Source organism: Variovorax sp. 22077 (assembly GCF_052044195.1).
Taxonomy (GTDB): Bacteria; Pseudomonadota; Gammaproteobacteria; order Burkholderiales; family Burkholderiaceae_C; genus Variovorax; species Variovorax atrisoli.
The window spans coordinates 71,692-88,949 of sequence record NZ_JBQEQC010000014.1 but is presented as its reverse complement, the minus strand read 5'-3'; the positions used below and the strand labels follow the sequence as shown (position 1 = coordinate 88,949).

15 protein-coding genes are annotated in these 17,258 nt (G+C 68.3%); 9 read left to right on the top strand and 6 right to left on the bottom strand.

Translation table 11 applies throughout. The features are described 5' to 3' along the window. Positions 1-131 precede the first annotated feature (131 nt). Together ACTJLF_RS20735 and ACTJLF_RS20730 are read left to right on the top strand one after the other, a co-directional pair. On the top strand, positions 132-569 hold the full coding sequence (locus tag ACTJLF_RS20735; RefSeq protein WP_145761962.1) for a DUF2141 domain-containing protein: 438 nt from the start codon (positions 132-134) through the stop codon (positions 567-569). A 13-nt stretch (positions 570-582) separates the two neighbouring features. Further along, complete coding sequence (locus ACTJLF_RS20730) at positions 583-2,091, top strand: carotenoid oxygenase family protein (protein WP_440883840.1); 1,509 nt, start codon at positions 583-585, stop codon at positions 2,089-2,091. 21 nt (positions 2,092-2,112) lie between these two features. Here the strand turns inward: ACTJLF_RS20730 and ACTJLF_RS20725 are convergent, their stop codons facing one another. Next, a complete protein-coding gene (locus ACTJLF_RS20725) occupies positions 2,113-3,015 on the bottom strand; it encodes a LysR family transcriptional regulator (protein WP_019657004.1) in 903 nt (300 codons plus the stop codon). Positions 3,016-3,231: 216 nt separating this feature from the next. Between ACTJLF_RS20725 and gcl the strand changes: the two genes are divergently transcribed. The 3 genes from gcl to ACTJLF_RS20710 all read left to right on the top strand — a co-directional run bounded on the left by gcl (position 3,232) and on the right by ACTJLF_RS20710 (position 6,854). After that, positions 3,232-5,022 (top strand): glyoxylate carboligase, encoded by a 1,791-nt coding sequence (gene gcl, locus ACTJLF_RS20720; protein ID WP_019657003.1) that lies wholly within the window; start codon positions 3,232-3,234, stop codon positions 5,020-5,022. Between the two features lie 20 nt (positions 5,023-5,042). Beyond that, positions 5,043-5,810: a hydroxypyruvate isomerase gene (gene hyi / locus ACTJLF_RS20715; RefSeq protein WP_440883839.1), complete on the top strand. Its 768-nt coding sequence runs from the start codon at positions 5,043-5,045 to the stop codon at positions 5,808-5,810. Between the two features lie 135 nt (positions 5,811-5,945). Then, positions 5,946-6,854, top strand: coding sequence for a 2-hydroxy-3-oxopropionate reductase (locus tag ACTJLF_RS20710; RefSeq protein WP_440883838.1), 909 nt, complete (start codon positions 5,946-5,948; stop codon positions 6,852-6,854). 170 nt (positions 6,855-7,024) lie between these two features. Here the strand turns inward: ACTJLF_RS20710 and ACTJLF_RS20705 are convergent, their stop codons facing one another. Further along, the gene (locus ACTJLF_RS20705) at positions 7,025-8,359 is read right to left on the bottom strand and encodes an NAD(P)/FAD-dependent oxidoreductase (RefSeq protein ID WP_145761958.1); all 1,335 of its coding nucleotides are present in this window, start codon (positions 8,357-8,359) and stop codon (positions 7,025-7,027) included. Between the two features lie 251 nt (positions 8,360-8,610). On the opposite strand from ACTJLF_RS20705, the gene ACTJLF_RS20700 reads away from it, so the two are divergent. The 4 genes from ACTJLF_RS20700 to ACTJLF_RS20685 all read left to right on the top strand — a co-directional run bounded on the left by ACTJLF_RS20700 (position 8,611) and on the right by ACTJLF_RS20685 (position 13,812). Next, positions 8,611-10,911, top strand: coding sequence for an NADP-dependent malic enzyme (locus ACTJLF_RS20700; RefSeq protein ID WP_019656999.1), 2,301 nt, complete (start codon positions 8,611-8,613; stop codon positions 10,909-10,911). Between the two features lie 210 nt (positions 10,912-11,121). Then, positions 11,122-12,153: an ABC transporter substrate-binding protein gene (locus ACTJLF_RS20695; RefSeq protein ID WP_019656998.1), complete on the top strand. Its 1,032-nt coding sequence runs from the start codon at positions 11,122-11,124 to the stop codon at positions 12,151-12,153. Continuing rightward, entirely contained in the window at positions 12,153-13,025 is an 873-nt protein-coding gene (locus tag ACTJLF_RS20690) for an ABC transporter ATP-binding protein (protein WP_440883837.1), read from the top strand. Before ACTJLF_RS20695 ends, ACTJLF_RS20690 begins: the two co-directional genes overlap by 1 nt. A gap of 16 nt (positions 13,026-13,041) precedes the next feature. Then, positions 13,042-13,812, top strand: coding sequence for an ABC transporter permease (locus ACTJLF_RS20685; RefSeq protein ID WP_019656996.1), 771 nt, complete (start codon positions 13,042-13,044; stop codon positions 13,810-13,812). Between the two features lie 29 nt (positions 13,813-13,841). Here the strand turns inward: ACTJLF_RS20685 and ACTJLF_RS20680 are convergent, their stop codons facing one another. From ACTJLF_RS20680 to ACTJLF_RS20665, 4 genes are read right to left on the bottom strand one after another with little or no spacing between them, the layout of a single operon-like run. After that, the gene (locus tag ACTJLF_RS20680) at positions 13,842-14,663 is read right to left on the bottom strand and encodes an HpcH/HpaI aldolase family protein (protein ID WP_440883836.1); all 822 of its coding nucleotides are present in this window, start codon (positions 14,661-14,663) and stop codon (positions 13,842-13,844) included. Positions 14,664-14,668: 5 nt separating this feature from the next. After that, positions 14,669-15,481, bottom strand: coding sequence for a 2-oxo-hept-4-ene-1,7-dioate hydratase (gene hpaH / locus ACTJLF_RS20675; RefSeq protein ID WP_019656994.1), 813 nt, complete (start codon positions 15,479-15,481; stop codon positions 14,669-14,671). Then, positions 15,478-16,353: a fumarylacetoacetate hydrolase family protein gene (locus tag ACTJLF_RS20670; RefSeq protein ID WP_440883835.1), complete on the bottom strand. Its 876-nt coding sequence runs from the start codon at positions 16,351-16,353 to the stop codon at positions 15,478-15,480. Before ACTJLF_RS20670 ends, hpaH begins: the two co-directional genes overlap by 4 nt. Then, positions 16,350-17,237 (bottom strand): amidohydrolase family protein, encoded by an 888-nt coding sequence (locus ACTJLF_RS20665; protein ID WP_354422458.1) that lies wholly within the window; start codon positions 17,235-17,237, stop codon positions 16,350-16,352. Before ACTJLF_RS20665 ends, ACTJLF_RS20670 begins: the two co-directional genes overlap by 4 nt. Positions 17,238-17,258: the final 21 nt, after the last annotated feature.

Genomic DNA, 17,258 nt, shown 5'->3' with positions numbered 1-17,258 from the left:
CTGGGGGCCGACCCCCCCCCCCCCCCCCCCCGCCCCTTCCTCGCCCCCAATCCTGCATTCCGTCGCATGACACTGGGCGCCGCGCCCGGGCTGCGGGATCGTCGGGCCTCCAACCACCAACGAGGCCCGTCATGCAACTCCGCCTTCTTCCGTTCCGCCCGGCCGTGCGCGCCCTGTGCGCGGCTGCGATCCTCGCGCCGCTGGGCGCCCTCGCCGCCGACCTGAGCCTGAGCGTCGCCGACGGCCCGGCTGCGGACGCCACCCTCTACGTCGCGGTGTACGGCGACGCCGCCAGCTACGCCGACGGCAAGCCCGTGGCCTCGCAGACCGCGCCGATGCGCGAGGGCAAGGCCCGCCTGCTGTTCGCCGGCCTGGCACCCGGGCGCTACGCGCTGCGCGTGTTCGCCGACGAGAACGGCAACGGCAAGCTCGACACCAACCTCATGGGCATGCCCACCGAGCGCTACGGCTTCTCCAACGACGCCAAGGGCAATCGCGCCGCGCCCGACTTCGAGGCCGCGGCCATCAGCCTCGAAGCCGACATGCAGACCGTCATCCACTTGCGCTGAGGAGCAGGACGCCATGGAACGACGCGAACTCCTGCGCCTGCTGGCTTCGGCCGGCGCGCTGCCGCTGCTGGCACCGCTGGCGTCGCTGGCACAGGCGACCGGCACGGCTGACGACTGGCAAGCCCAGTTCGAGGCTTCGAGCGCCCCCTGGAAGATCGGCTTCGCCACGCCACCGGGCGACTTCCCGCTGACCCGCGCCGCGGTGCGCGGACGCTTTCCCGATGCGGTGGCCGGCACTCTGTTCCGCATCGGTCCGGCCGGCCATGACCTGGGCGGCGAGCGCTACCACCACTGGTTCGACGGCGACGGCATGGTGCACCGCTTCGTGATCGAGGCCGCCGACGTGCGGCACCAGGGCCGCTACGTGGCCACCTCGAAGCGCACGGCCGAGGCCAGGGCCGGCCGCCGCCTCTTCGAGACCTTCGCGACCACGCCGCCGGGCGCCGAGCCGCCTACTTCGGCCGACAGCATCAATGTCGCCAACACCAGCGTGCTGCCGCTGCAGGGCGAGGTGCTGGCGCTGTGGGAAGGCGGCTCGGCCACGCGCATCGACGCGGGCACGCTGGACACGCTGGGCCTGAAGACCTGGCGCGCCGATCTCGCGGGCATGCCCTTCTCGGCCCACCCCAAGGTGGACCCGGACGGCACGGTGTGGAACTTCGGCGTGGGCTCCACCCAGGGGCTGCTCGCGCTGTACGAGATCGCACCCGAAGGCACGCTGCGGCGCGCGGGCGTGGTGCCGGTGGCCGACATGCCGATGGTCCACGACTTCGCAGTGACCGAGCGGCACCTGGTGTTCCTGCTGCCGCCGCTGGTCTACGACGGCAGGCGCAAGGGCACCGGAGAGAGCTTTCTCGACGCGCACGTCTGGCGGCCCGAGCTCGGCATGCGCGCGCTGGTCATCGACAAGCAGAACTGGGAGCGGCGCCAGATGCTCGCGCTGCCGGCCGGCTTCCTGTTCCACGTCGGCAACGCCTGGGAGGAAGACACGCCGCGCGGCACGCAGATCCACATCGACTACGTGCGCTCGGACAACGCCGACTCGGTGTTCATCAGCAACCGCGAAGTGATGCGTGCCCGCCGCGTGAAGACCACCGAGCCGCACCTGACGGTCGCCACGCTGAACCTCGCTTCCGGCCGGGCCACGCAGACTGCGCTCGCCCAGGAGGCGGAGTTTCCGCGCATCGATCCGCGCCGCGTGGGCATGCGTCATCGGCACGTGGTGCACGCCACGCAGATCCGGCGCGACCTGCCGGGCTTCGGCGCGGTCGCACGCACCGACGTCGAGACCGGCCGCAGCCAGCGCTTCGTCTACGGCCAGCAGACGATGGTGGAGGAGCACGTCTTCGTGCCCGACGGCGCGAAGCCCGGATGGGTGCTGGGCACGGTGCTGGACTTCGGGCGGCAGAAAACGCTGCTCTCGTGCTTCGCGGCCGACAACCTCGCGGCAGGGCCGGTCGCGCAGGCCACGCTGCCCTACGCCCTGCCGCTGGGCCTTCACGGCGCCTTCGTGCCGGCCTGAGGCCGTGGCGGGGGGCCGTGTTCAGGCCTCCCACCAGCCTTCGTCGAAACGCCCCTGCAGGAAGGCCACGAAGCCCGACACCTTGCCCGGCACCAGCTTGGGCGACGGGAAGACGGCGTGGATCTCCTGCTCGGGCAGCGCGTGGTCGCCGAGCACCTCGCGCACCTTGCCTGCCGCCAGCGAGTCGCTGGCCACGTAGCGCGGCATGAGCGCGATGCCCAGGCCGTCGCGCGCCGCCGCCAGCACGGCCGAGAGGTTGTTCGAGCGGAAGCGGCCCGACACAGGCACCGTGACCGGCTCGCCGCGCGGCGTGTGCATGCGCCAGAACTCGTCGCCCACCACGCTGCTGTAGATCAGCGCCACATGCGCGCTCAGGTCCTGCGCGCGCTTCGGCGTGCCGTGCTTCTTCAGGTAGGCGGGCGAGGCGACCATGACCCACGGGTTGGCGCCCAGGTAGCGCGCGCCCAGTGACGAATCGGCCAGCTTGCCCATGCGGATGGCTACGTCGATGCCCTGCGCGATGAGGTCGACGTAGCGGTCCTCGAAGCTCAGGTCGAGCTGCACCTGCGGATGCCTGCGCATGTACTCGAGCGCCAGCGGCACCACCACGCGCCGCCCGAAGGCCACCGATGTGCCCACGCGCAGCAGCCCCTGCGCCTGGTTCTGCCGCAGCTGCACGATGCTGTCGGCCTCCTCGGCCTCGCGCACGATGGTCTTGCACTTCTCGTAGTAGAGCGCGCCCGGCTCGGTGAGGCTCACGCCGCGCGTGTTGCGGTTGAGCAGGCGCACCTTCAGCCGCTCCTCGGTGGCGGCGATCTGCTTGGTCACCGTGGGCTGAGTGGTGTTGAACTCGCGCGCGGCCTTCGAGAAGCTGCCCGTCTCGACCACGCGCACGAACATTTCCATTGCCAGCAATCTGTCCATGGGCCGGATGGTAGTCACTTATTCCAGCCTGGAATAGGTTTTATGGTCCGCAGCCGTCTTCTTGGAAACAGACCCGCTTCCTACATTCAGCCTACCGATCCGAGAACACCGAGGAACCGGCCCCGCCGGGCCTACGGTGTCGCCCCCGTCAAGGGGGTTGGCGAAGCCACACGAAGTGCGCGAAGCCTGGGGGTTTATTCATTTCTGGAGACTCAGATGGCAAAGATGACAGCGGTCCAGGCCGCGGTTCTGGTGATGGAGAAGGAAGGCGTGACGCAGGCCTTCGGCGTGCCCGGTGCGGCGATCAACCCGATGTACTCGGCGCTGCGCCAGCGCGGCAGCATCGCGCACATCCTCGCGCGGCACGTGGAAGGCGCCTCGCACATGGCCGAGGGCTACACCCGCGCGGTGGCCGGCAACATCGGCGTGTGCATCGGCACCTCGGGCCCGGCGGGCACCGACATGATCACGGGCCTGTACTCGGCCTGGGCCGATTCGATCCCGATCCTCTGCATCACCGGCCAGGCGCCTCGCGCGCGGCTCTACAAGGAAGACTTCCAGGCGGTGGACATCGAGTCGATCTCCAAGCCCGTCACCAAGTGGTCGGTCACGGTGCGCGAGCCGGGCCAGGTGCCGCAGGTGTTCCAGCAGGCCTTCCACCTGATGCGCTCGGGCCGCCCGGGGCCGGTGCTGATCGACCTGCCCTTCGACGTGCAGATGGCACAGATCGAGTTCGACATCGACAGCTACGAGCCGCTCAAACCCTACAAGCCGGCCGCCACGCGCGCCCAGATCGAGAAGGCCATCGCCATGCTCAACGCGGCCGAGCGCCCGTTGATCGTGGCCGGCGGCGGCATCATCAACGCCGATGCCTCCGAGCTGCTGGTGCGCTTTGCAGAAGCCACCGGCGTGCCGGTGATTCCCACGCTCATGGGCTGGGGCGCCATTCCCGACAACCATCCGCTGATGGCCGGCATGTGCGGCCTGCAGACCAGCCACCGCTACGGCAACGCCACGATGCTCGCGAGCGACTTCGTGCTGGGCATCGGCAACCGCTGGGCCAACCGCCACACGGGCTCCATCGACGTCTACACCAAGGGCCGCACCTTCGTGCACGTCGACATCGAGCCCACGCAGATCGGCCGCGTGTTCACGCCCGACTTCGGCATCGTGTCGGACGCCAAGGCCGCGCTGCAGCTCTTCGTCGAGGTGGCCGAGGAGATGAAGGCCGCGGGCCGCCTGCCCGACCGCCGCGACTGGGCCAAGGCCTGCATCGAGCGCAAGAAGACGATGCTGCGCAAGACCAACTTCGACGAAGTGCCGATGAAGCCGCAGCGCGTGTACCAGTGCATGAACAACAACTTCGGCAACGACACCTGCTACGTGAGCACCATTGGCCTGTCGCAGATCGCGGCCGCGCAGTTCCTGCACGTGTACAACCCGCGCCACTGGATCAACTGCGGCCAGGCCGGCCCGCTGGGCTGGACCATTCCCGCGGCCCTGGGCGTGCGCGCCGCAGACCCTGCGCGCAAGATCGTCGCGCTCTCTGGCGACTACGACTTCCAGTTCATGATCGAGGAGCTGGCCGTGGGCGCGCAGTTCAAGCTGCCGTACATCCACATCGTGGTCAACAACTCCTACCTCGGCCTGATCCGCCAGGCGCAGCGCGGCTTCGAGATGGACTACTGCGTGCAGCTCGCGTTCGACAACATCAACGCGGCACCCGACGCAGGCATCGAGAGCAGCTACGGCGTGGACCACATGAAGGTGGTCGAGGGCCTGGGCTGCAAGGCACTGCGCGTCAACCGCCAGGAAGAGATCGCACCGGCCATCCGCCGCGCCGAGGCCCTGATGGCCGAGTTCAGCGTGCCGGTGGTGATCGAGGTGATGCTGGAGCGCGTGACCAACATCGCGATGGGCACCGAGATCGACAACATCACCGAGTTCGAGCCGCTGGCCGAGACGCCGGCCGATGCGCCCACCGCCGTGGCGGCCCTGCTCGACTGAGAAGAAGGAAGAGAAAAGACATGCCCAAGTTCGCAGCCAACCTCACGATGCTCTTCACCGAGCTGCCCTTCATGCAACGCTTCGAGGCCGCCGCCAAGGCCGGCTTCGAGGCTGTGGAATACCTCTTCCCCTACCCCTTCGAGAAGAAGGAGCTCGCTGCCGCGCTGCGCGCCAACGGCCTGCAGCAGGTGCTGCACAACCTGCCGGCCGGCGACTGGGACAAGGGCGAGCGCGGCATCGCCTGCCATCCCGACCGCACCGGCGAGTTCGCCGAAGGCATCGGCATGGCGATCGACTACGCAACGGCTCTGGGCTGCCCGCAGGTCAACTGCCTCGTGGGCAAGGTGCCCGCGGGCGTCGACAGGGATGCGGCCCACAAGACCGTCGTCGCCAACCTGCGCCTGGCCGCTCGCGAACTGGAGGCCGCGGGCCTGCGACTGCTGATCGAGCCCATCAATACCTTCGACATCCCGGGCTTCTTCCTCACACGCACGGACCAGGCGCTGGCGCTGATCGACGAGGTCGGCTCGTCCAACCTGCGCGTGCAGTACGACGTCTATCACGCGCAGCGCATGGAAGGCGAGCTGGCCAACACGCTCACGAAGCACTTCGCGCAGATCGGCCACATCCAGCTGGCCGACAACCCGGGGCGCGGCGAGCCAGGCACGGGCGAGATCAACTACCCCTGGCTCTTCAGGCACATCGACTCGCTGGGCTACGACGGCTGGATCGGCTGCGAGTACAAGCCCCGCACCACGACCGCCGAAGGCCTCGGATGGAGACCATAGGCCAGCCCCCAGGCTTGCCCACTTCGCGTGGCCGATCACCCCCTTGCAGGGAGCACCGCCTGCGGTCCGGCAAAGCCGGTTCCGCGGCGCTCGCCGGCAACGCACGGCCAACTCATCGATAACAAGGAACTTCTCATGACAACCCAACAAAAGATCGGATTCATCGGCCTCGGCATCATGGGCGCGCCCATGGCAGGCCACCTGCTCGAAGCGGGCCACCAGCTCTTCGTGAACACGCACGGCAACACGCCCGAGCCCTTCTTGTCGAAGGCCACCATCTGCGCCTCGGCGGCTGAAGTGACGCGCCAGTCCGACGTGGTCTTCATCATGGTGCCGGACACGCCCGACGTGGAGAAGGTGCTCTTCGGCGCGCCCGGTGCCGAAGGCGTGGCATCGGGCCTGAAGGGCTCCAGCGGCAAGATCGTGGTCGACTGCAGCTCCATCGACCCGATCGCCACCAAGGACTTCGCACGCCGCATCACCGCGCTGGGCGCCGGCTACATCGACGCGCCGGTCTCCGGCGGCGAGGTGGGTGCCAAGGCCGCGAGCCTCACGATCATGTGCGGCGGCGACGAAGGCACCTTCGAGCGCGTGAAGCCGCTGCTCGACAGGATGGGCAAGAACGTCACGCTCGTGGGCGGCGCCGGCGACGGCCAGGTCTGCAAGGTGGCCAACCAGATCATCGTGGCGCTGAACATCGCGGCCGTGGGCGAGGCGCTGGTGTTCGCATCGAAGGCCGGCGCCGATCCGACCAAGGTGCGCCAGGCGCTGATGGGCGGCTTCGCGAGTTCGCGCATCCTCGAAGTGCACGGCGAGCGGATGATCAAGCGCACCTTCGCGCCAGGCTTCCGCATCGGGCTGCACCAGAAGGACCTGAACCTCGCAATGCAGAGCGCCCGCTCATTGGGCGTCTCGCTGCCGCAGACGGCCGGCGCGGCGCAGCTCATGAACGCCTGCGCGGCGCTGGGCTACGGCCAGCTCGACCACTCGGCGCTGGTCCGCGCGCTGGAGGCGCTGGCGCAGCACACCGTGACGCCTGATTGAGGTTCGTCGAAGGCGGATTCCCGGACGCTGAGGGCGCGCAGGTTCCGCGTAGGACGCGAAAGAAGGGCCAGGAGATTCCTACTGGCCGTTCTCTTGCGCTCTGCGCGAAATCTTCGCGCCTTCCGCGTACTCTGCGTCCGGCTTCTCGTTCCCGCCCCTGCGCCCCCGCTTCACTGCGCAGACTCGAGCGATTCCTTCAGGTTGCGACGGCGCCAGGCCCAGGTCTTCACGGCCTGCGGCAGGATGCCCAGGCACGAGGCGTAGTAGGTCACCTTGAAGCCCCAGAAGCGCGGGCCGATGGGCGTGTTGCGGAACAGGTCGCCGGCCAGGATGGACAGCAGCGCCTCCTGCATGCGCCAGATGTTGCGCGGCGCCATGAACAGGCGCCGGATGGCCGGCGAGGTGATGCGGTAGATGAACCACGAGAACATCTTCGGCCCGTGCTTCATCACCTTCTCGTAGTGGCGGAAGGCCTTCTCGGCTTCCTTCGCCTCGCCCTTGAGCCAGAAGTCGGCCGCGGTGGCGGCCTCGAAGCCGCTGTTCATCGCCAGGTACACGCCAGAGGAGAACATCGGGTCGACGAAGGCGTAGGCGTCGCCCACCATCATGAAGCGGTCGCCGCGGCAGAACTTGGAGTCGTAGGCGTAGTTGCCGGTGGAGGTGGCGCCCTCCATCAGCGTGGCGTTCTTCAGCCGAGCGGCCAGCTTGGGCGCGAGCGCGATGGTCTCCATGAGGAACTCCTCCAGCGAGCCCTTGCGGCGCTTGAAGTAGGCCGGAGACGCCACCGCGCCGACGCTCACCGTGCCGTCCTTCAGCGGGATGTACCAGAACCAGCCGTGGTCGAACCAGAACAGCGTGATGTTGCCCTCGAAGCGGCCCGGCTTACGCTCGGCGTTGGCGAAGTGGCCGAACAGCGCCGCGCTGGCGTGCTTGCGGTTGCGGCGCTTGGCGTCGAACTGGTTCGACAGCAGGGTGTCGCGCCCGCTGGCGTCGATCACGAAGCGCGGACGCCAGGTGGTCTCGGTGCCGTCGTCGCCCTTGACCTTCACCGCCGGACGGTTGTCGGGCGTGCCCTTGCCGGCGTCCATGTCCACGCCGGTGACGCGCTGCCCCTCGAAGGTGCGCGCGCCGCGCTTGCCGGCATGGCGGAAGAGCAGCTCGTCGAATTCGGAGCGGCGCACGTGCACCGCGTAGGGAAAGCTCTTGTCCATCGCCTCGGCGAAGTGGAACTGGCTGGAGTGGTCGTGCCAGGGCGAGACGAACTCGGCCCCGTGCTTGCGGATGCCGATGGCCTCGACCTCGGTGCGCACGCCCAGGCGGTCGAACAGCGGCATGTTCATCGGCAGCAGCGATTCCCCGATGTGGAAACGAGGGTGCTGCGCCTTCTCGATCAGCACCACGTCGTGCCCCTTGTCCGCGAGCAGCGCGGCCACCGTGGAGCCCGAGGGGCCGCCTCCGATGACGACGACGTCGGGTTCGTTGCTGTTGAAAGGTCCGGATGCCATGCGTGTTGCCCCTCTTTTCGCGGTGTTGTCGTTGTCGGCGCTACCCCGGCGGGATTCCGGCTGGACGGCCGGCCTGTTAACCAGTTGGTAACGAACGGCAGTTTAGCGAACCCGCCAGCCCGCTCCCATCCGCCCGAACCCCGCCATATCCGCCAGAAGCTATGGATTCAGGCGTTTTCGGCATTTCCCCAGTAAGAAGAGGCCCCGCTTTTGCGGTAGCCTCATTGCCCGTCAGAAACAAGGAGACCTTCATGGCTGCACCCCTTTCCCCCGCAGAAGAAGCACTTCGCGAGGCAGCGCGCGAATACCACCGATCGCCCGTCAAGGGCAAGATCTCGATCACCCCGACCAAGCCCCTGCTGAACCAGCGCGACCTGTCGCTGGCCTACTCGCCCGGCGTGGCCTATCCCTGTCTCGACATCGCCGCCGACCCGGCGACGGCCTCCGAATACACCGCCCGCGGCAACCTCGTGGGCGTCGTCACCAACGGCACCGCCGTGCTCGGCCTGGGCGACATCGGCCCGCTGGCCGCCAAGCCGGTGATGGAAGGCAAGGGCTGCCTGTTTAAGAAATTCGCCGGAATCGACGTGTTCGACATCGAGCTGGCAGAGCGCGACCCCGACAAGCTGGTCGACATCATCGCGGCGCTGGAGCCCACGCTGGGCGGCATCAACCTCGAGGACATCAAGGCGCCCGAGTGCTTCTACATCGAGAAGAAGCTGCGCGAGCGCATGAACATCCCCGTGTTCCACGACGACCAGCACGGCACGGCCATCATCTCGGCCGCCGCGCTCATCAACGGCCTGGAGCTGGTGGGCAAGAAGATCGAGGAAGTGAAGATCGCCGTCTCGGGCGCGGGCGCCGCAGCCATCGCCTGCCTCGACGTGATGGTCGGCCTGGGCGCCAAGCCCGCCAACATCCACGCCTGCGACTCCAAGGGCCTGATCTACATGGGCCGCGCGGGCGGTTTCGACGAATCCAAGGCACGCTACGCCCAGAAAGACACCGGCGCCCGCACCCTGGCCGACGTGGTGAAGGACGCCGATGTGTTCCTGGGCTGCTCGGCCCCGGGCGTGATGACCGCCGAGATGGTCAAGACCATGGCCGCCCAGCCCATCATCCTGGCGCTGGCCAACCCCGAGCCCGAGATCCGCCCCGAGCTGGCCAAGGCCGTGCGGCCTGACTGCATCATCGCCACCGGCCGTTCGGACTACCCGAACCAGGTCAACAACGTCCTGTGCTTCCCGTACATCTTCCGCGGCGCGCTCGACTGCGGGGCGAGCAAGATCACGGAAGAGATGAAGCTGGCCTGCGTGAGGGAGATCGCCGAGCTCACCAAGGCCGACATCAGCGAGGAGGTTGCCACCGCCTACGCCGGCCAGGAGCTGGCCTTCGGCCCCGACTACATCATTCCCAAGCCCTTCGACTCGCGCCTGATCCTGCGCATCGCGCCGGCCGTGGCCAAGGCGGCCGCAGCCTCGGGCGTGGCCACGCGCCCGATCGAGGACATGGACGCCTACCGCCAGCACCTGACGCGCTTCGTCTACCAGACCGGCATGTTCATGCGCCCGGTGTTCAGCGCCGCCAAGATCGCCACCGCCAAGCGCGTGGCGTACGCCGAGGGCGAGGACGAGCGCGTGCTGCGCGCCGCCCAATGGGCCGTGGACGAAGGCCTGGCCAAGCCGATCCTGGTGGGCCGCCCCGCGGTGATCGAGGCGCGCATCAAGAAGGCCGGCCTGCACATCCGCGCAGGCGTCGACTTCGAGATCGTCAACCCCGAGGACGATCCGCGCTTCCGCACCTACTGGGAGAGCTTCCACAAGATCATGGGCCGCCGCGGCGTGACGCCGGAGGCCGCCAAGACCATGGTGCGCCGCTCGAACACCACCATCGCCGCGCTCATGATGCACCTGGGCGACGCCGACGCCATGATCTGCGGCCTGGTCGGACGCTTCGACGTGCACCTGGAGCACATCCGCAACCTGATCGGCCTGAAGCGCGGCGCGCCGGGCTTCGCGACGCTGAACGCCCTCACGCTCGACAAGCGCACGGTGTTCATCACCGACACCAACGTCAACGAAGACCCCAGCGCCGAGCTGCTCGCCAGCATCGCGATGATGGCCGCCGAGGAAGTGCGCCGCTTCGGCCTGCCGCCGAAGGTGGCCTTCCTGTCGCACTCGAACTACGGCACGTCGAGCCGCTCGTCGGCCCGCAAGATGCGGCTGGCGCGCGACCTGTTCGCGCAGATGGCACCCGACATCGAATGCGACGGCGAGATGCACGGCGACGCGGCGCTTTCGGAGGAAATCCGCCGCACCGCCCTGCCCGAGACCACGCTCAGCGGCGAGGCCAACCTGCTCGTGTGCCCCAACCTCGATTCGGCCCACATCCTCTACAACGTGCTGAAGATGACCGGCGCCAACGGCATCACGGTCGGCCCGGTGCTGCTGGGCGCCGCGAGCTCGGCCCATGTGCTCACGCCTTCGTCGACGGTGCGCCGCATCATCAACATGACGGCGCTGGCGGTGGCGAAGGTGACGGTCGACAAGTAAGCAGGAAGGCAGTCCAGCGGGAGGAAATCCCACTTTCGGTGCTTCAAAACGCGGCCTAGGCCGCGTTTTTGCATTGAGCGGGTGCAGATCGCGCCGCCCGCGCACTGCTTCGATCCACGAGGAAGGGTTCGCACCAATCACGTGCGGGCACCGTTTTTGCTTGAATGCAGAAGCATTCAATCCCCTTTCATCCAACGGATCGATCTCCGCATGAACAAGCGCCAACTGCTCCAGTCCTTCCTCGCCGCCTCGGCCATCAGCTTCGGCCTTGCACCGGCCTTTGCACAGAGCCCGACGCCGATCAAGTTCCAGCTCGACTGGCGCTTCGAGGGACCGGCGGCGCTGTTCCTGCATCCCGCCGCCAAGGGCTACTTCAAGGCCGCAGGCCTCGACGTGACCATCGACGCGGGCAACGGCTCGGGCGGCACGGTCACGCGCGTGGCCTCGGGCGCCTACGACATGGGCTTCGCCGACCTCGCGGCGCTGATGGAGTTCCACGCCAACAACCCCGACAGCCCCAACAAGCCGGTCGCGGTGATGATGGTCTACAACAACACGCCGGCCTCGGTCATGACGCTCAAGAAGAGCGGCATCACCAAGCCTTCCGACCTCACCGGCAAGAAGCTCGGCGCGCCGGTGTTCGACGCGGGCCGCCGCGCCTTCCCGATCTTCGCCAAGGCCAACAACATCGGCGCCGTCAACTGGACCGCCATGGACCCGACGCTGCGCGAGACCATGCTGATGCGCGGCGACATCGACGCCATCACCGGCTTCACGTTCACCTCGCTGCTCAACCTGGAAGCACGCGGCGCCAAGACGGCCGACGTGGTGATCCTCCCCTACCCCGACTACGGCGTGAAGCTGTACGGCAACGTCATCATCGCCTCGCCCAAGCTCATCAAGGAGAACCCCGAGGCGGTGAAGAAATTCCTCTCGGCCTTCGCCAAGGGCGCGAAGGAAGTCATCGCCAACCCCGCGGTGGCCATCGAATCGGTGAAGGCGCGCGACGGCATCATCGACAGCAAGCTCGAGACGCGCCGCCTGCAGCTGGCCATCGACACCGTCATCAACAGCGCCGACGCGCGCGCCGAGGGTTTCGGCGCGGTCAACGCGGGCCGCATGTCGCTGATGGCCTCGCAGGTGTCGGACGCCTTCAACACCAAGACGCGCGTGAGCCCCGACGCGGTGTGGACCGCCGCGCTGCTGCCGCCCGCGGCCGAACTGAACATCCTGAAGAAGTGATGGCAGCCGCATCGCAGGACGCGGCCCCAGCTCCCTTCGTCGCACCCTTCGTCGACTTCCAGGACGTCTGGCTCGCCTACAACGAGGAGCTGCTGCGCGCCAACCACTTCGCGGTCGAGGCCATCGACCTCAAGGTGAAGCGCGGCGAATTCATCGCCATCGTCGGGCCTTCGGGCTGCGGCAAGTCGACCTTCATGAAGCTCACCACCGGGCTGAAGATGCCGTCGATGGGCAAGATCCGCATCGACGGCCAGCCGGTGACGGGGCCGCTGAAGATCTCGGGCATGGCCTTCCAGGCGCCCTCGCTGCTGCCGTGGCGCACCACGGTCGACAACGTGCTGCTGCCGCTGGAGATCGTCGAGCCCTACCGTTCCAGCTTCAAGGCCAGGCGCAAGGAATACGAGGAACGCGCCCGCCGCCTGCTGCAGAAGGTGGGTCTGGGCGGCTACGAGGACAAGTTCCCGTGGCAGCTCTCGGGCGGCATGCAGCAGCGCGCGAGCATCTGCCGCGCGCTCATCCACGAGCCCAAGATGCTGCTGCTCGACGAGCCCTTCGGCGCGCTCGACGCCTTCACGCGCGAGGAGCTGTGGTGCATCCTGCGCGACCTCTGGACCGAGCAGCAGTTCAACGTGATCCTGGTCACGCACGACCTGCGCGAATCGGTGTTCCTGGCCGACACGGTGTACGTGATGAGCAAGAGCCCGGGTCGCTTCGTGGTCAAGCGCGAGATCGACCTGCCGCGCCCGCGCGAGCTCGAACTCACCTACACGAAGGAGTTCACCGACATCGTGCTGGAGCTGCGCGGGCACATCGGCGCGATCCGGAACACCGGCGCGAGCGCCGCCCAGTCGGCCGCGGCTGTTTCCCACTGAGGGCGCACGGGACCACATGAGAAACACCAAGCAAATCGAACGCTGGTCGCCCTGGCTGCTGCTCGTGGCGGTGATCCTGCTGTGGCAGATCATCTGCTCGGCCTTCGAGGTCTCGGACTTCATCTTCCCCAGCCCGTGGCGCATCTGGAACCAGTTCTGGGAATTCAAGGAAGTCATCGCCGGCCACGCGTGGCGCACCTTCTGGGTCACCATGGCGGGCTTCGGCCTCGCGATCGTGGTGGGTGTGCTGCTGGGCTTCGTGATCGGCAGCTCGCGCATCGCGTACGCGGCGATCTACCCGCTGATGACGGCCTTCAACGCGCTGCCCAAGGCGGCCTTCGTGCCGATCCTGGTCGTCTGGTTCGGCATCGGCATCGGGCCGGCGATCCTCACGGCCTTCCTGATCAGCTTCTTCCCGATCATGGTCAACATCGCGACCGGCCTCGCCACGCTCGAGCCCGAGCTCGAAGACGTGCTGCGCGTGCTCGGCGCGAAGCGCTGGGACGTGCTCATGAAGATCGGCCTGCCGCGCTCCATGCCCTACTTCTTCGGCTCGCTGAAGGTGGCGATCACGCTGGCCTTCGTGGGCACCACCGTCAGCGAGATGACGGCGGCCAACGAAGGCATCGGCTACCTGCTGATCTCGGCCGGCTCGGCCATGCAGATGGGCCTGGCCTTCGCGGGCCTGATGGTGGTGGGCGCGATGGCGATGCTGATGTATGAACTCTTCAGCGTGGTCGAGAAGCACACCACCGGCTGGGCGCACCGCGGGTCGCAGAACCAGTGAGCGGCGGGCGGCCCCGTGCCGCCGCGCCTTCAGTATGCCGGCCGCGCCGAGCGTGCCGCCTGCGCGCCGTCGCGGAAACGCGCCGCCGCCGCTTCGGCGCCGCGCGCCAGGATCTGCAGGTCCATAGCCACCGCCACGAAGAGCGCGCCCAGGTCCAGGCACTCGCGCGCCCGCGCGTCGTCGAGCATCAGGATGCCGGGCGCCTTGCCGGCGGCACGGATGCGGCGGATCGCATCGTCGATGGCGCGCTTCACCGTCGGATGGCCGGGGTCGCCTGGGTGGCCCAGGCTCGCCGACAGGTCGGCCGGCCCGATGAAGACGCCGTCGATGCCCTCGACCTCGAGGATCGCGTCCAGCTGATCGAGCGCCTCGCCGGTTTCCACCTGCACCAGCACGCACAGTTCGTCCTGCGCGGTCTTCACATAGTCGCCGATGCGCCCGAAGTTCGACGCCCGCGTCGAGCCGCCCATGCCGCGCACGCCGCCCGGGGCATAGCGCGTGGCGCGCACCGCCGAGCGCGCCTGCTCCGCGTCCTGCACGAAGGGCAGCAGCAGGCTCTGCGCGCCGATGTCGAGGTAGCGCTTGATGAGCACGGTGTCGTTCCAGTCGGGCCGCACCACCGCCGACGTGCGTCGCGCGGCGTCGGCCGGCACCGCGGCGCTCACCGCCTGCAGCTGGTGCAGCATGTGGGGCACGTCGGTGGGCGTGTGCTCGGTGTCGAGCAGCACCCAGTCGAAGCCCGCGCCCGCGACGATCTCCGACACGTACGGGTCGGGCAGCGTGGACCACAGCCCGATCTGCGGCACGCCGGCCGCGAGCGCGCGCTTGAAGTGATTGGGAAGCACCGGCATGGCGTTCATCCGAAGTGGCACGACACGGTGCCGAATTCGCCATAGTCGGCCACCACCGTATCGCCCTTGCCGACCTCGATCGGCCGGATGAAAGAGCCCGCCAGGATCACCTGGCCCGCTTCCAGCGACACGCCGAAGCGATGCAGCCGATTGGCCAGCCACGCGACGCCGTGGGCTGGATGGTTGAGCACGCCGGCGGCCAGGCCGGTCTCCTCCACCTCGCCATTGCGGCTCACGATGGCGCCGATGCGCCGCATGTCGGCATCGACCAGCGCGGGCTTGAACGGCCGCCCGCCCAGCACCAGCGCGGCATTGGCGGCGTTGTCGGAAATGGTGTCGAGCACGTTGCGCGTGCGCCCGGTGTCGGGGTCGACGCGCTGGATGCGCGCGTCGAGGATCTCCAGAGCGGGCGTCACGTAGGCCGTGGCGTCGAGCACGTCGAACAGCGTGCAGTCGGGCCCCGTCAGCGGACGCGCCAGCACGAAGGCCAGCTCGGCCTCGATCTTCAGCTGCAGGAAGCGCTCGGTCGGGATCACCGCGCCGTCGCGGTAGAACATGTCGTCGAGCAGCGCGCCGTAGTCGGGCTCGGCGATGTTCACCGCGCGCTGCATGGCCTTGGAGGTGAGTCCGATCTTGTGGCCCTTGAGCGTGCGGCCATTGCGCAGCTTGAGCTGCATCCACGCGTGCTGGATGGCGTAGGCGTCGTCGATGGTCATGTCCGGATGGTCGAGCGAGAACTGGCGGCAAGCCCGGCGCGAGAGTTGCGCCTGCTCCAGCCGCTCGGCGGCCTGAGACAGGGTGGTGGCATCGAGGCTCATTGCACCGCCTCCTCTGCACGCACCACGTTGCGCAGCACGCCCACGCCGCTGACTTCGACCTCGACCACGTCGCCCGGCTTGAGGAACCGGGGTGGGTCGAAGCGGATGCCCGCGCCGGTCGGCGTGCCGGTGGCGATGATGTCGCCGGGCTCCAGGGTGGTGAAGGTCGACAGGTAGTGCACCAGGTAGGCGAAGTCGAACATCAGGTTCTCGGTGGTGTCGTCCTGGCGCTGCTCGCCGTTGACGCGTGTGCTCACGCGCAGCGCGCCGAAGCCCTGCGGGAATTCGTCGGCGGTGACGATCCAGGGGCCGATGCTGCCGGAGGCGTTGAAGTTCTTGCCTTGCGTCACGTTGAACTTGGCGTGGTGCACCCAGTCGCGGATGGTGCCTTCGTTCATGCAGGTCACACCGGCGATGCAGGCGAGGGCCTCGTCGCCGTTCACGCGGCGCGCGCGGCGGCCGATGACGATGGCGATCTCGCCCTCGTAATCGAGCTGCGTCGATTCGAGCGGCTGCAGCAGCGGCTCGCCGTGGCCCGCGAAGGATTCGGCCACGCGCATGAAGATGCTGGGGTACTTCGGCAAGTCGCTGCCGTCCTTGTATTCGGCGTTGCGGTGCGCGTAGTTCACGCCGATGCAGAACACGCGGCGCGGCCGGGCGATGGGCAGTTCGAAGCGCACATCGGCCAGCGCGTGGTCGGCCAGGGCTCCTTCGGCCGCGGCGCGGGCCTGGGCCAGCGCGGCTTCGCCGCCGGCCAGCAGCGCGGATACCGACGCGAAGGCCGGCAGGCGCCGGCCGAGGTCGATCACGCCGTCGCCGACGACGCAGCCCCAGCGGGAAGAGCCGCCGTGCAGATAGCTGATGAGTTTCATGCGGTCTCGAATCCGAAGAAGCGGGCGGGGTTGTCGACAAGAACCTTCTGCCGCGTGGCGGCGTCGGGCGTGAAGCGGTAGAGCAGCTCGAGCAGCGCGCCCTCGTTGGGCGGCTGCTTCATCGACACAGGGTGCGGCCAGTCGCTGCCCCAGACGCAGCGATCGGGCGCGGCCTCGATCAGGCGGCGCGCCAGCGGCACCACGTCGTCCCAGGGCGCGCCGGTCTTGGAGATCTTCTCGGACAACGACAGCATCACCCAGAAGTTGCCGCGCTCGAAAAGCTCGAGCATGCGCGCGAGGCTCGGGTCGCCGTCGCCGCGCGAAGGGTCGGCGCGGCCCATGTGGTCGAGCAGCACCGGCACGTCGAGCGCCTCGAAGGTCGCGAGCTGTGCCGCGATGCCGTCGGGCTCGGGCTGCACCTTGACATACCAGCCGAGCTCCTTGACTCGGGCGAAGGCACGCGCCTGCTCGGCCGCGCTCAGGCTGATGCCGAGGCCGCCGCGGGTGAAGCGCGCGCCGCGCACGCCGGCGTCGTGCAGCTTCTGCAGGTAGGCGTCGTCGCGCTCGGTCAGCACTGCCGCGTTGGCACAGCCCATGTAGCGGCGCGGGCCGCCGGCGTTGAGGCCCTCGAGCGCATCGAGCACCACCGTGTGGTCGGCGCCATAGGTGGTGGCCTGCACGATCACGCCACGTGCGATGCCGAGCGTGGCGTGCAGCCGCTGCGCCACCTGCCAGGTGGCAGTGGGCATTTCATAGGCGGCATTGGGCCGCACCGGATATTGCTCGCGCGGGCCGAAGACGTGGAACTGGCTGTCGCATGACAGCGGCGGCGGCAGCGGCACGGGCGCGCGCGGATGGGGGTCGAAAGGAAGGTAGTCGGGCATGGTTCTTCGGGGCGTGGAAAC